The sequence below is a fragment of the Streptomyces lasalocidi genome (assembly GCF_005280215.1).
GTDB lineage: Bacteria > Actinomycetota > Actinomycetes > Streptomycetales > Streptomycetaceae > Streptomyces > Streptomyces longwoodensis.
On the sequence record NZ_SZNQ01000001.1, the window covers coordinates 6,639,486 to 6,653,574 of the forward strand.

A 14,089-nucleotide genomic window follows, 5' to 3' on the forward strand; every position below is an offset into this window, starting at 1 on the left:
GGAGGCACACCCATGCCGCGCCCGTTCACCCTGTTCACCGGACAGTGGGCCGACCTGCCGCTGGAGGAGGTCTGCCGGCTGGCCCGCGACTTCGGCTACGACGGCCTGGAACTCGCCTGCTGGGGCGACCACTTCGAGGTCGACAAGGCCCTCGCCGACCCCGGCTACGTCGACTCCCGCCACCAACTGCTCGACAAGTACGGCCTGAAGTGCTGGGCCGTCTCCAACCACCTGGTCGGCCAGGCCGTCTGCGACGCCCTCATCGACGAGCGGCACCGGGCGATCCTGCCCGCCGACGTGTGGGGCGACGGCGACCCCGAGGGGGTGCGGCGGCGCGCCGCCGACCGGATGCGCGACACCGCCCGCGCCGCGGCCGCCCTCGGCGTCGACACCGTCGTCGGCTTCACCGGCTCCGCCATCTGGCACCTGGTCGCGATGTTCCCGCCCGCCCCCGAGTCGATGATCGACCGCGGCTACGAGGACTTCGCCGAGCGCTGGAACCCGATCCTCGACGTGTTCGACGCGGAGGGCGTGCGCTTCGCCCACGAGGTCCACCCGAGCGAGATCGCCTACGACTACTGGACGACCGTGCGCGCCCTGGACGCCGTCGACCGCCGGCCGGCCTTCGGACTCAACTTCGACCCCTCGCACTTCGTGTGGCAGGACCTCGACCCGGTCGGCTTCCTGTGGGACTTCCGCGACCGGATCTACCACGTCGACTGCAAGGAGGCCCGCAAGCGGCTCGACGGGCGCAACGGCCGCCTCGGCTCCCACCTGCCCTGGGGCGACCCGCGCCGCGGCTGGGACTTCGTCTCCGCCGGACACGGCGACGTGCCCTGGGAGGACGTCTTCCGGATGCTGCGCTCCATCGACTACCGCGGACCGGTCTCCGTGGAGTGGGAGGACGCCGGCATGGACCGCGTCCAGGGCGCCCCCGAGGCACTCAGGCACCTCAAGGCGTACGACTTCGAGCCGCCGTCGGCCTCGTTCGACGCGGCCTTCTCCACCTGACCGCACCCCGCGGCCCGCAGCCTCACCGACGGGCACATCGGTCTGCAGGACCACGGGGCCGGTGACGGGGTGCCCCTCCGCGACGTGCGGATCAAGGAACTGCCCGGCCGGGGCCGCTGACCGGCGGCGGGCGGGAGACGCCGGACTCCCGCCCGCCGTCCTCCCCGGCCACTCCAGGCGGACTCCACCGGTCCGCGACCCGTTGTCGCTCCGCACGACCCGCGCCCCACCCGCGCACCAGCCGCCGCGGAAAGTATCGCGTCATTCCTCACCCCATCCCGGTGTCCGCGTACGACAAGGAGGCTGCCCATGTCCGCGCCCCCCGCCCGTTCCCCGCGCGTCGGCGTCTGGCTGATCGGAGCCCGCGGCTCCGTCGCCACCACCGTGGTCGCGGGCTGCGCCGCACTGACCGCGGGCCTGCACCCGCCGACGGGCCTGGTCACCGAGGGCCCGGAGTTCGCCGACAGCGGCCTGCCCGCCCTGTCGTCCCTCGTCTTCGGCGGCCACGACACCACCGACTGCCCCCTGCCCAAGCGCGCCGAACAACTCGCCGCAGGCGGGGTGATGCCGCACCGGCTGCCCGTGGCCGTCGCCGCCGAACTCGCCGCCGCCGACCGGGAGATCACCACCGGCGGGCCGCTGCCCGGTGACACCCGCACCGCCGAGGAACTGATCGCCGCCTTCACCGAGGACCTGCGCGGCTTCGTCCGGCGCAACGACCTGGCCCGCGCGGTCGTGGTCAACGTCGCCTCCACCGAGCCGGTCGCGACCGGCGACGACCTGCCGCCCAGCTCCCTCTACGCGGCGGCCGCCCTGCGCGCCGGCTGCCCCTACGTCAACTTCACCCCCTCGACCGGCCTGCACCACCCCGCGCTCGCCGGACGGGCCGCGGCCGGCGGACTGCCGTACGCCGGGCGCGACGGCAAGACCGGGCAGACGCTGCTGCGGGCCGCGCTCGGGCCGATGTTCGCCCAGCGGGCGCTCGCGGTGCGCGCCTGGTCCGGCACCAACCTGCTCGGCGGCGGCGACGGCGCCGCGCTCGCCGACCCGGCGGCGGCCGCCGCCAAGAACGCGGGCAAGGAGCGCGTCCTCGCCGACACCCTCGGCACCGTCCCCGAGGGCGAGGTCCACATCGACGACGTGCCGGCCCTCGGCGACTGGAAGACCGCCTGGGACCACATCGCCTTCGACGGGTTCCTCGGCACCCGCATGGTCCTGCAGACCACCTGGCAGGGCTGCGACTCGGCCCTCGCGGCACCCCTGGTCCTCGACCTGGCCCGGCTGGTGGCCCGCGCGCACGAGACCGGCCGGTCGGGCCCGCTGGGCGAGCTGGCGTTCTTCTTCAAGGACCCGGTCGGCACGGCACCGGCCGCGCTCGCCGCGCAGTACGCCGAACTGGTCGATTTCGCCCGCCAGTTGGGTGAGACGCGATGAGCCGGTCGCGCGCCTGGGCGGAACTGCTGCGGCTGCCCGCCCTGTTCACCGTCCCCGGCGACGCGCTCGCCGGGGCCGCCGCCCTGGGCACGCGCCCCACCGGGCGCACCCTGCTGGGCATCGCCTCCTCGCTGTGCCTGTACGAGGCCGGCATGGCCCTCAACGACTGGGCCGACCGGGAGGAGGACGCCGCCGAGCGTCCCCACCGCCCGCTGCCGTCCGGGCGGATCCGCCCCGCCGCCGCGCTGGGCGCCGCCGGTGCCTTCACCGCCGCCGGGCTCGCCCTGGCCGCCGGTGCGGGCCGGCCGGCGCTCACGGTCGCCGTGCCGCTGGCGGCCACCGTCTGGTCGTACGACCTGGGCCTCAAGCGCACACCGGCCGGCCCGGTCGCGATGGCGGCCGCCCGCGGGCTGGACCTGCTGCTCGGCGCGGCCGCCACCGCGGGACAGGTCCGCCCGGCCCTGCCCCCGGCGGCCCTGCTGGGCGCCCACACCCTCGCGGTCACCACCGTGTCCCGCCAGGAGACCGGCGGCGGCAGCCCGCTCGCCCCGCTGGCCGCCCTCGCCACCACGGGCGCGCTGACCTGGCGCCTGCACCGCCGCACCGCGGACCGGCCGCAGGCCCCGGCGCTCGCCGGGCCCCTGCCGCGGGCCCTCGCCGCCGGGTACGCCCTGACCACCGCCCGCCCCTACCTGCACGCCGCCCTCAACCCCTCCGCGCCGCTCACCCAGCGCGCCGTGGGCGCCGGCATCCGGGCGACCATCCCCCTGCAGGCCGCCCTCACCGCCCGCTCCGGCGCCCCCGCCGCGGCCCTGTGCACGGCGGCCCTGGCCCCGCTCGCCCGCGCCTTCGCGAGGCGGGTGAGCGTCACATGACCGCCCCGGCCGACCCCCGTGCCCTGCGCTTCGGGTACGGCACCAACGGCCTCGCCGACCTGCGGCTCGACGACGCGCTGGGCCTGCTCGCCGACCTCGGGTACGACGGCGTCGGCCTGACCCTCGACCACATGCACCTCGACCCGTACGCCCCCGACCTCGCCGCCCGCACCCGGCGCCTCGCGCACCGGCTGGCCGCGCTGGGTCTGGAGGTGACCGTGGAGACCGGGGCCCGCTACGTCCTGGACCCGCGCCGCAAGCACGGCCCCACGCTCCTGGACGCCGCGCCCGAGGACCGGCGGCGCCGGACCGACCTGCTGCTGCGGGCCGTCCGGGTGGCCGCCGACCTCGGGGCGCACGCGGTGCACTGCTTCAGCGGGATCGTCCCGCCCGGGACGGACCGGGACACGGCCTGGGACCGCCTCGCCGCCTCACTGGCCCCCGTGCTGGACGCCGCCGCCACCGCGGGCGTGCCCCTTGCCGTCGAGCCCGAGCCCGGCCACCTCCTCGCCACCCTCGCCGACTTCCACCACCTGCGCGGCCTGCTCGGCGACCCGGCCCCGCTCGGCCTCACCCTCGACATCGGCCACTGCCAGTGCCTCGAACCGCTCCCGCCCGCCGACTGCGTGCGCGCCGCCGCGCCCTGGCTGCGGCACGCGCAGATCGAGGACATGCGCCGCGGCGTCCACGACCACCTGCCGTTCGGCGAGGGCGAGATCGACTTCCCGCCCGTGCTCGCGGCCCTCGCCGACATCGGCTACCGGGGCCTGACCGTCGTCGAACTGCCCCGCCACTCGCACGCCGGACCGCACCACGCCGAGCGGTCCCTGCCGTTCCTGCGCCGAGCGACGGCCGACACCCCCGCGCCCCGCTCCGCCACCCCAGAAGGGAGCACCGTATGACCCCCCTGCGCTCCGTCGGCGCGCCACCCGCCTCCCTGGACGTGCTGCGCGCCGACCTCGACGCCGGTCTCGGCGAGGACGCCCGCGCCTGGTTCCACCGCGCCCTCCAGGAGGCCGCCGCGCACCCCGGCACCCACGGGCCGATCTCCGTGTGGGAACTGCGCCTCGCCGAGGCCGGGCGCCGCTGCGGCAGCCGCCACGCCGACGCCGTACGGGTCCTGCTGCTGCACGCGGCCCGCGCCGACGCCGCCGCCCTCACCCGGGTCTACTACCAGGGCACCGCCGACGAACGCCGGGCCGTCCTGCACGCCCTGCCCCACCTGGTGCCGGGCCCCGACGCCCTGCCCCTGGTCGAGGACGCCCTGCGCACCAACGACACCCGGCTGGTCGCCGCCGCCGTCGGCCCCTACGCCGCCCGCCACCTCGACGCCCACGCCTGGCGGCACGCGGTCCTGAAGTGCCTGTTCACCGGCGTCCCGGTCGACGCGGTGGCCCGCGTCGCCGACCGCGCCCGCGGCGACGGCGAACTCGCCCGGATGCTGACCGACTACGCCGCCGAGCGCACCGCCGCCGGCCGGGCCGTCCCCGCGGACCTGCGGCACGTGCTCGCCCTGACCGGCGCCGCACCGGCCCCCTCCTCGGCCCCTTCCCCGGCCGCTTCCCCGGCCGCTTCCCCGGCCGCTTCCCCGGCCGCCGACCACCGCAGCACGGACCACCCCCACGGCAAGGACTCCTGATGCGCATCTTCGACCCGCACATCCACATGACGTCGCGGACCACCGACGACTACGAGGCGATGCACGCCGCCGGGGTGCGCGCCGTGGTCGAGCCGGCGTTCTGGCTCGGCCAGCCCCGCACCTCGCCGGCCTCCTTCCTCGACTACTTCGACGCGCTGCTCGGCTGGGAGCCCTTCCGCGCCGCCCAGTACGGCATCGCCCACCACTGCACCCTCGCCCTCAACCCCAAGGAGGCCAACGACCCGCGCTGCACGCCCGTCCTCGACGAACTGCCCCGCTACCTCGTCAAGGACCGCGTGGTGGCCGTCGGCGAGATCGGCTACGACGCGATGACCCCGGCCGAGGACAAGGCGTTCGCCGTCCAGCTCCAGCTCGCCGCCGAGCACGGACTGCCCGCCCTGGTGCACACCCCGCACCGCGACAAGCTCACCGGTCTGCGCCGCACCCTCGACGTGGTCCGCGAGTCCGCCCTGCCCCTGGACCGCGTCCTGGTCGACCACCTCAACGAGACGACCGTGAAGGAGGCCAAGGACAGCGGGTGCTGGCTCGGCTTCTCGGTGTACCCCGACACCAAGATGGACGAGCGGCGCATGGTCGCCATCCTGCGCGCGTACGGACCCGAGCGGGTGCTGGTCAACTCCGCCGCCGACTGGGGCCGCAGCGACCCCCTCAAGACCCGCAAGGTCGCCGACCTGATGCTCACCGAGGGCTTCACCGAGGACGACGTCGACCAGGTCCTGTGGCGCAACCCCGTCGCCTTCTACGGCCTCAGCGGCCGCCTCGACCTGGAGGTCACCGCGCCCGACGCCACCCACGAGGGCAACTCGGTCCTGCGCGGCGGGGAGTGAGCGATGCGCTTCCGCCACCCCGACGGAACGACCGTCCACCTGGCCTACTGCACCAACGTCCACCCGGCCGAGACGCTCGACGGCGTCCTCGCCCAACTCCGCGACCACTGCGAGCCGGTGCGCCGCCGGCTCGGCCGCGACCGCCTCGGCATCGGCCTGTGGCTCGCCCGCGACGCCGCCCGCACCCTCGACACCGACCCGGCCGCCCTGCGCGCCCTGCGCGGCGAGCTGGACCGGCGCGGCCTGGAGGTCGTCACCCTCAACGGCTTCCCCTACGAGGGGTTCGGCGCCGACGAGGTCAAGTACCGCGTCTACCGGCCGGACTGGGCCGACACCGAGCGCCTGGAGTACACCACCGCGCTCGCCCGGATCCTCGCCGGGCTGCTCCCCGACGACGTCACCGAAGGCAGCGTCTCCACCCTGCCGCTCGGCTGGCGCACCGCCTGGACCGACGACCGCGCGGAAGCCGGGCACCGCGCCCTGGTGACGCTCGCCGAGCGCCTCGACGCGCTCGCGGAGCTGACCGGCCGCTCCGTGCGCGTCGGACTGGAACCGGAGCCCGGCTGCGTCGTGGAGACCACCGGCGACGCCCTCGCCCCGCTCACCGCCGTCGACCACCCCCGCATCGGGGTCTGCGTCGACACCTGCCACCTCGCGACCTCCTTCGAGGACCCCGCCGGCGCCCTGGACGCCCTCGCCGAGGCCCGCGTCCCGGTCGTCAAGTCCCAGCTGTCGGCCGCCCTGCACGCCGACCGGCCCGACCGGCCCGAGGTGCGGACCGCCCTGGCCGCCTTCGCCGAGCCCCGCTTCCTGCACCAGACCCGCACGGTCGACGCCGGACGCCTGCGCGGCACCGACGACCTCGGCGAGGCCCTCGACGGCGACGCCCTGCCCACCGCCGCCCCGTGGCGCGCCCACTTCCACGTCCCGCTGCACGCGGCACCCGCCGCTCCGCTCACCGCCACCCACGACGTCCTGCGCGACGCCCTGGCCCGCCTCGTCGGCGGACCCCACCCGCGCACCCGCCACCTCGAGGTCGAGACCTACACCTGGCAGGCCCTCCCGCCGGCCCAGCGCCCCCGCAACCGGGCCCAGCTCACCGACGGCATCGCCGCCGAACTCGCCCTCGCCCGCGACCTGCTGACCGACCTCGGCCTGAAGGAGCTGCCATGACCGCCCCCACCCCGCTCCTCGTCCTTGACGTGGTCGGCCTCACCCCGCGCCTGCTCGCCCACATGCCCAACCTCCGGGCCCTCGGCGCCGCCGGCTCCCGCGCCCACCTCGGCACCGTGCTGCCCGCCGTCACCTGCGCCGCCCAGTCCACCTTCCTGACCGGCGCCCAGCCCTCCGAACACGGCATCGTCGGCAACGGCTGGTACTTCCGCGAACTCGGCGACGTCCTGCTGTGGCGCCAGCACAACGGCCTGGTCGCCGGCGACAAGCTCTGGGACGCCGCCCGCCGCGCCCACCCCGGCTACACGGTCGCCAACATCTGCTGGTGGTACGCCATGGGCGCCGACACCGACCTCACGGTCACCCCGCGCCCCGTCTACTACGCCGACGGCCGCAAGGAACCCGACTGCTACACCCGCCCGCCCGAGCTGCACGACGAACTCACCGAGAAGTTCGGCACGTTCCCGCTGTTCCAGTTCTGGGGACCCGGCGCAGGGATCGCCTCCAGCCGCTGGATCATCGACGTCACCCGGCACATCCAGCGCACCCGCCGCCCCGACCTGACGCTCTGCTACCTCCCGCACCTCGACTACGACCTCCAGCGCCACGGCCCCGGCGACCCCCGCTCGGCCCGGGCCGCCGCCGAACTGGACACCGCCCTGGCCCCGTTGCTGGCGGACGCCCGCGCCGAGGGACGCACCGTCGTCGCGCTGTCCGAGTACGGCATCACCGACGTCAGCCGCCCCGTCGACATCAACCGCGCCCTGCGCCGCGCCGGACTGCTCGAGGTGCACACCCAGGACGGCATGGAGTACCTGGACCCGATGACCTCCCGGGCCTTCGCCGTCGCCGACCACCAGATCGCCCACGTCTACGTCCGCCGCCCCGAGGACCTGCCCGCCACCCGCGCCGCCCTCGAAGGCCTGCCCGGCCTCGCCGAACTCCTCGACGACGAGGGCAAGAAGGCCCACCACCTGGACCACCCCCGCTCCGGCGAACTGGTCGCCGTCGCCGAGCCCGACGCCTGGTTCACGTACTACTACTGGCTCGACGACGCCCGCGCGCCCGACTTCGCCCGGCTGGTGGAGATCCACCGCAAGCCCGGCTACGACCCGGTCGAGCTGTTCATGGACCCGCAGGACCCCTACGTGAAGGTCAAGGCGGCCACCGCGCTGGCCCGCAAGAAGCTCGGCCTGCGCTACCGGATGGCCGTCGTGCCCCTCGACCCCTCACCGATCCGGGGCAGCCACGGCCGCCTCCCCACGAGCGACGACGACGGGCCGCTCCTGTTGTGCTCCACCCCCCACGCCGTCGGCGACCGCGTGGCGGCCACCGACGTGAAGTCGCTCCTGCTCCACCTCGCCGGCCTCGGCGGGGATCCCTCCACGGAAAGGCATCCGTGAACGACACACACGACACACACCCCACCCCCGACGACCGGCTGCGCCGCAGCCTCGGCATCGGCCGCCGCCGCTTCCTGAGCACCTGCACCGCCGTCGCGGCCGGCGCGATCGCCGCCCCCGTCCTCGGCACGGGCCCCGTGGCGGCGGCCCCGCGGCCCGACGCCGCACCCGGCAAGGGCCACACCCTCGTCCCCGCCGACAAGCGCGGCATCATCCTCTACACCGTCCGCGACGCCATCGGCCGCGACCCGGCCTCCACCACGCTGCCCTCCGGCTTCCGCGCCGTCCTCGAGCAGCTGGCCCGCTTCGGCTACCGGCAGGTCGAGTTCGCCGGCTACGGCCAGCACGCGGGCGCCCCCGGCGGCGCGAACCTGGAGTCCGTCGCCGGGGCCCGGCTGCTGCGCCGCTGGCTCGACGACTTCGGCCTGCGCGCCCAGGGCAACCACGGCTTCATCCCCGGCAGCTGGCCGCTGACCACCGCCGACCTCGACACCTTCCAGAAGCACCTGGAGATCGCCAACATCCTCGGCATGCCCCACGTGGGCACCGGCGGCGACCCCACGAGCAGCTCCCACAAGGACGACTGGGACGTCGCCGCCGACAAGTGGCACGCCCTCGGTGAGATCGCCCGCCGCGCCGGCCTCAAGCTCTACACCCACAACCACGACGCGGCGTACGGCTTCCTCCTGGACGGCGGCCCGCTCGACGACCAGGGCCGCCCCACCCGCAGCTCCGGCATCCGCAAGCTGGAGTACTTCCTGTCCATCACCGACCCCCGCCTGGTCTGGCTCGAGATGGACGTCTTCTGGGCGCACGTCGCCCAGTACAAGTTCCGCACCTACACCGCCCACGACGGCTCCACCCGCACCCGCGTCTTCGACCCCGCGGGACTGGTCCGGCGCCACGACCGGCGCTACCCGCTGTTCCACGCCAAGGACGGCGTCGTCGACACCACCAACGGGATGGGCTACGACATGGTGCCGTTCGGCACGGGTGACATCGACTACACGACGTTCTTCTCCCGCGTCGGCCACCGCACCCACCACCACCCGATGGTCGAGCAGGACAACGCGCCGAGCCCCACCGACCCGGCCCAGTCCCTGCGGCACGCGGCCACCGGCTACCGCAACCTGGCCGCACTGCGCCGCCGGTGACGCGGGCGACACGAACGGTGACGAGGGTGTAGGAGCACCCCACGCGCCTCCTGCCTGCGCATACTTGGGTGAGACCCGCTCCGAAAGCTTGCTATTGTGGTGTGTGTCGCCGCGGGGTCCGCCCCGTGCGGCACACACCTGGTCCGGGTGGCGGAATGGCAGACGCGCTAGCTTGAGGTGCTAGTGCCCTTTATCGGGCGTGGGGGTTCAAGTCCCCCCTCGGACACCACGGAGAGGCCCCTGTTCGCAGGGGTCTTTTTTCGTTCGCCGTGGATCCACCCCGCCGTTGACCCTGACACCCCGCGTCCCCGGTGTCCCGCTTCCCATGGCTATCGATTTTCGATAGATTCCCATCGTTACTCGATGAGAGGAGAGGTGAGAGGTGATGGGCCGACTGACCGTGCTCGCCCTGCGTGCCGTCCTGGCGGCGCTGCTCGTGGGCACCCTGTTCGTGCAGACGGTGATGGTTCCCCTGCTCGGTGCCGACCTGGACGACGTCGAGGCGGACGCCGGGCAGGTGCGGGCGGTCCTCGCGATCGTCGTCCTCGGCATGCTCACCGTGCAGACCGTCCTGGTCTGCGTCTGGCGGCTGGTGACGATGGCGCGGCGGGGCACCGTCTTCTCGTACGCCGCCTTCCGGTACGTCCATGTCGTGATCGGCGCCGTCGTGGCCGCCGCCCTGCTGGTCTTCGCACTCGGCGTGGTCCTCGCCCCGGGTGAGGCCGTCGCGCCCGGTGTCGTCCTGCTGATCGGCGGCGCCGGACTGGCCGTCCTCGGGGTCGCGCTGATCGTGCTGGTGCTGCGGGTGCTCCTCGCCCAGGCCGTCGCGCGAGACGTCGAGGCGTCGCGCATGCGGGCCGAGCTGGCCGAGGTGATCTGATGCCGATCGCCGTCGACATCGACGTGATGCTCGCCCGGCGGAAGATGTCCGTGGGGGAACTGGCCGAACGCGTCGGGATCACCCCCGCCAACCTGGCGGTCCTGAAGAACGGCCGTGCCAAGGCCGTACGCTTCACGACCCTCGCCGCGCTGTGCGAGGTGCTGGAGTGCCAGCCGGGGGACCTGCTGCGGTGGGAGCCCGACGACGGCGGGGGTGGGGACGGCGCCGGGGGCAGGGACGGGGAGGGCGCCGTCGAGCGGGCCGCACACGGCGTCCCCGGAGGCTGACCCTCGGCCCCCTGACCCCTGGCCCCGCGCTCCCGCCCGGGAGAATCGAAGGCTTTCGATCTTGCTCCCGCCGTCCCCGATGACCGGGAGCTTTCCGGGTATGTGTGCGACACAGGCAACCGAGGGGGCCCGTACCGCTGTCTGAGGAAGGTGAGACGTCCGGGTGGTCCGGACGTATGTCACCAGGGGTCCTCCGGGAGCCCGGGGACGTCGGACAGGTGAGACGGGTCGTTCGGCGGGGACCGGGCCGCAGGGGCCGGGCAGGTGCAGGGGCGACACGGCCGAGGCGGAGGGCGAGCGCGGGTGGGCGGATCGGGCAGGCGGAGGTCGGGCGCGTCCGGGACCGGACAGGGCGGTGCCGGGCGCAGCGCCGGTGGGCGCGGGCGCGGCGGCCAGGGCGGCGCCGGACGGGCCGACCGCGGGTCGGCCGACGGCCGGCGCGGCCGGGGTGCCGGGCGCGGCCCCGCGGCGGGACGGTCCGCGGGCGCACGGGCCGCCGGCGGTACCCGGCTCACCCGACGCGGCCGGATCGTCGTGTGGGGCGCCGGGGTCAGCGCGCTCGTGCTGCTCGTCGTGGGCGGTGTCGGCGCGTGGATCTACGAGGACCTCAACAACAACATCACCTCCGCCGACGTCGACGACAAGCTCGGCGGCGACCGTCCGGAGAACCTCAGCCCGGGGTCGAAGAACATCCTGGTCGTCGGGTCCGACAGCCGTGAGGGCGCCAACGCCAAGTACGGCAAGGACCTGACCACCATGCAGTCGGACACCCTGATGGTGCTGCACGTGCCGGCCAACCGGAAGTGGGCCACGGTCGTGTCCTTCCCGCGCGACTCCTGGGTCCGGATCCCGGCCTGCGCCAAGGGTGACGGCAGCACCTCCGACCCCCACCACTTCAAGATCAACGAGGCGTTCGCGCTCGGCGGCAGCACCGGCGAGGTCGCCTCGGCCGCCGCCTGCACCATCAAGACCGTCGAGGCCAACACGGGCCTGCGCATCGACCACTTCATGTCGGTGGACTTCCAGGGCTTCAAGGGGATGGTCGACTCCCTGGGCGGCATCGAGGTCTGCCCCAAGCAGGCCATCCACGACGAGAAGGCGAAGCTCGACCTGGACGCGGGCTGCCAGACGGTCGCGGGGGAGAAGGCGCTCGGCTACGTCCGCGCCCGCTACGGCGTGGGCGACGGCTCCGACATCGGCCGCATCGGCCGCCAGCAGGAGTTCATGGACGCCCTCGCGAAGAAGGCCAAGTCCAAGCTCACCAGCCCCAATGCCCTCTACGGTTTCCTGCAGTCGGCGACCAAGTCGCTGACCACCGACCCCGACCTCGCCGGCATCCAGCCGCTGTACGGCCTGGCCGACGAGCTCAAGGGCGTCCCCAGCGACCGGCTGGCCTTCCTCACCGTGCCCAACTACCCGCGCGAGGCGGACGTCCCGACCGACAAGGCCAACGTGGTCTGGCAGTACCCGCAGGCCAGTGACCTGTTCACCTCGCTGGCCCGGGACAGGGAAGTCAGCAAGGAGCAGTTGACGGCGCGGACGAAGAACCCGGTGTACGCCTCCGCCGTGCGCGTCCGGGTCCTCAACGCCACCGGTGTGCAGGGGCGGGCCGCCGCCGTCGCGGAGAAGCTGCGGGCGGCCGGCTTCACCGTCGTCGGCACGGGCAACGCGCCCCGCACGTCGGCCACGACGACGGTGTCGTACCCCGCCGGGCAGGAGCGGCAGGCCGCGGTGCTGGCCGGCTGGCTGCCCAAGGCGGGCTCCGGGCAGGACGCCTCCGCGCAGGCCGGCTCCGTCACCCTGGTCGTCGGGCAGGACCTGGAGGCCGACGCGCTGAAATGACCCAGCCGGGCGTTTTCAGGACATGGTGAAGCGTGCCCGAATAAGGACCCAATACGGCGGAATCCCGTTTATCGGTTGCGTTGTCGGTGTGTAAGGCCGATCTCAGCTGACTGACCGTCAATGTTCATCCCCGCACGGGTATTGACGGTCAGTGAGCGGTTCGTGCGGTGATACGATCACGCTCGTTTGTAGAGCGGGCGGATGGGTGCACGACGACATCCCCGACTCCTGGGGACGGTCCGGGCGGTGACCCCGGTGCGGGCGGTCCGCCGGTCCACCCGCGTTGACGGAAATTCAGCAACTGGCCGTCAGTCGCCTGAAGAGAGTCTTATGACGCATTACATACCGGACCCGGTGGCCGGGATTCTCCTTGCCGCCGCCATCGCCGCCATTGCGCTCGTGGTACGCCAGCGCAGGGCGGCACGCGCCCTAAGGCAGGAGATCGCCGGCCTCCGCTCCCACTACTCCGAGCTGGAGAACCAGTACACCCGGTCGGTCCAGGCGGCCCAGGAGCGCGCCGACGACGCGACCAAGACCGTGCTGAAGTCGGCCATGCGGACCCTGCAGGGCCTCGCCGCCGAACAGCAGTTGATCGTGTCACGGCTGCAGACCAAGTACGGCGAGTCGGTCATCCTCCAGGACCTGCTGGAGATCGACCACACCAACTCCCAGTTCGGCCGCCGCGCCCAGTCCATCGCCGTGCTCTGCGACGGCTGGCTCGGCCGGCAGCGCGAGGTGGCCTCGGTCTACGACGTGGTGCGCAGCGCACAGGGCAGGATCCGCCACTACCGTCGGGTGGAGATCCTCTCCCAGGTCGACTTCGGCATCACCAGCCGTGCGGTGGAGCCCGTGGCGCTGGCCCTCGCCGAGCTGCTCGACAACGCCACCAGCTACTCCAGCCCCGACACGGTCGTGGAGATCAACATCCGCACCGTGCCCAAGGGCATCTGCATCGTCGTCGACGACGCCGGTGTCGGCATGAACGACGAGGAGCGCGTCCGCGCCGAGAAGCTGCTGTCCACCGAGCGCGTCTCCGGCGTCGCCGGCCTCGGCAACCCGCCGCAGTTCGGGTTCGCGGTGATCGGCGTGCTCGCCGAGCGCTTCGGCTTCGAGGTCTCCGTCGACTCCACGTCCCCGTACGGCGGTGTGCGCGCGGTGCTGCTGCTGCCCCACGACCTGCTCACCAGCGCGCCCGAGCAGCGGGAGCCCGCTCCGGTCCTGCCCACGGTCACCACCACGGCGGGCCTCGGCGGTCCCGAACCGGCCCTGGGCGGCACCACCACCGCGGACGGCCTGCCCAAGCGGCGCCGCAAGCGCCCCATGGCGGTCGTGCCGAGCACGCCGTCGGCCGCGCCCGCGCCCTCCCTGCCCCCCACCGCCCCGGCCGGCACCTCCCGGCGCAGCGGCGCGGAGTCGGCGGCGATCATGGGTGCCTTCCAGCGGGGTACGCAGTCGGGCCGGGCCACCCCGGCGGACACCGACATGACGAGCAGCACCCGTGGTGCGAGCAGTGAAGGGCATGAGATCTCGTGAACGATCTGTC

The 14,089-nt window shown here is 74.1% G+C and carries 13 protein-coding genes and 1 tRNA gene; all 14 read left to right on the forward strand.

What is annotated here, in order from left to right:
• Positions 1-12 precede the first annotated feature (12 nt).
• The 14 genes from E4U91_RS29980 to E4U91_RS30050 all read left to right on the forward strand — a co-directional run bounded on the left by E4U91_RS29980 (position 13) and on the right by E4U91_RS30050 (position 14,079).
• Positions 13-1,011 (forward strand): sugar phosphate isomerase/epimerase family protein, encoded by a 999-nt coding sequence (locus E4U91_RS29980; RefSeq protein WP_137309702.1) that lies wholly within the window; start codon positions 13-15, stop codon positions 1,009-1,011.
• A 309-nt stretch (positions 1,012-1,320) separates the two neighbouring features.
• Positions 1,321-2,445 carry an inositol-3-phosphate synthase gene (locus E4U91_RS29985; RefSeq protein ID WP_137309703.1) on the forward strand — a complete coding sequence of 375 codons (1,125 nt, stop codon included), beginning with the start codon at positions 1,321-1,323 and terminating at the stop codon, positions 2,443-2,445.
• A complete protein-coding gene (locus tag E4U91_RS29990; protein WP_137309704.1) occupies positions 2,442-3,320 on the forward strand; it encodes an SCO3242 family prenyltransferase in 879 nt (292 codons plus the stop codon). The genes E4U91_RS29985 and E4U91_RS29990 overlap by 4 nt, the downstream gene beginning before the upstream one ends.
• Positions 3,317-4,222, forward strand: coding sequence for a sugar phosphate isomerase/epimerase family protein (locus tag E4U91_RS29995; RefSeq protein ID WP_168218192.1), 906 nt, complete (start codon positions 3,317-3,319; stop codon positions 4,220-4,222). The genes E4U91_RS29990 and E4U91_RS29995 overlap by 4 nt, the downstream gene beginning before the upstream one ends.
• On the forward strand, positions 4,219-4,959 hold the full coding sequence (locus tag E4U91_RS30000) for an EboA domain-containing protein (RefSeq protein ID WP_174867875.1): 741 nt from the start codon (positions 4,219-4,221) through the stop codon (positions 4,957-4,959). The genes E4U91_RS29995 and E4U91_RS30000 overlap by 4 nt, the downstream gene beginning before the upstream one ends.
• Positions 4,959-5,807, forward strand: coding sequence for a TatD family hydrolase (locus E4U91_RS30005; protein ID WP_067230574.1), 849 nt, complete (start codon positions 4,959-4,961; stop codon positions 5,805-5,807). The genes E4U91_RS30000 and E4U91_RS30005 overlap by 1 nt, the downstream gene beginning before the upstream one ends.
• A 3-nt stretch (positions 5,808-5,810) precedes the next feature.
• On the forward strand, positions 5,811-6,980 hold the full coding sequence (gene eboE / locus E4U91_RS30010; protein ID WP_137309706.1) for a metabolite traffic protein EboE: 1,170 nt from the start codon (positions 5,811-5,813) through the stop codon (positions 6,978-6,980).
• The gene (locus E4U91_RS30015) at positions 6,977-8,383 is read left to right on the forward strand and encodes an alkaline phosphatase family protein (RefSeq protein WP_137309707.1); all 1,407 of its coding nucleotides are present in this window, start codon (positions 6,977-6,979) and stop codon (positions 8,381-8,383) included. Before eboE ends, E4U91_RS30015 begins: the two co-directional genes overlap by 4 nt.
• On the forward strand, positions 8,380-9,537 hold the full coding sequence (locus E4U91_RS30020) for a sugar phosphate isomerase/epimerase family protein (RefSeq protein WP_137309708.1): 1,158 nt from the start codon (positions 8,380-8,382) through the stop codon (positions 9,535-9,537). The genes E4U91_RS30015 and E4U91_RS30020 overlap by 4 nt, the downstream gene beginning before the upstream one ends.
• Before the next feature lie 141 nt (positions 9,538-9,678).
• Positions 9,679-9,766: transfer RNA gene (locus E4U91_RS30025), tRNA-Leu, on the forward strand.
• A 156-nt stretch (positions 9,767-9,922) separates the two neighbouring features.
• The gene (locus tag E4U91_RS30030; protein ID WP_137309709.1) at positions 9,923-10,417 is read left to right on the forward strand and encodes a DUF2975 domain-containing protein; all 495 of its coding nucleotides are present in this window, start codon (positions 9,923-9,925) and stop codon (positions 10,415-10,417) included.
• Positions 10,417-10,704 carry a helix-turn-helix domain-containing protein gene (locus tag E4U91_RS30035; protein WP_241678739.1) on the forward strand — a complete coding sequence of 96 codons (288 nt, stop codon included), beginning with the start codon at positions 10,417-10,419 and terminating at the stop codon, positions 10,702-10,704. The genes E4U91_RS30030 and E4U91_RS30035 overlap by 1 nt, the downstream gene beginning before the upstream one ends.
• Positions 10,705-11,238: 534 nt before the next feature.
• On the forward strand, positions 11,239-12,546 hold the full coding sequence (locus E4U91_RS30045) for an LCP family protein (protein WP_137311069.1): 1,308 nt from the start codon (positions 11,239-11,241) through the stop codon (positions 12,544-12,546).
• Positions 12,547-12,876: 330 nt separating this feature from the next.
• Positions 12,877-14,079, forward strand: coding sequence for a sensor histidine kinase (locus tag E4U91_RS30050; protein ID WP_137309711.1), 1,203 nt, complete (start codon positions 12,877-12,879; stop codon positions 14,077-14,079).
• Positions 14,080-14,089: the final 10 nt, after the last annotated feature.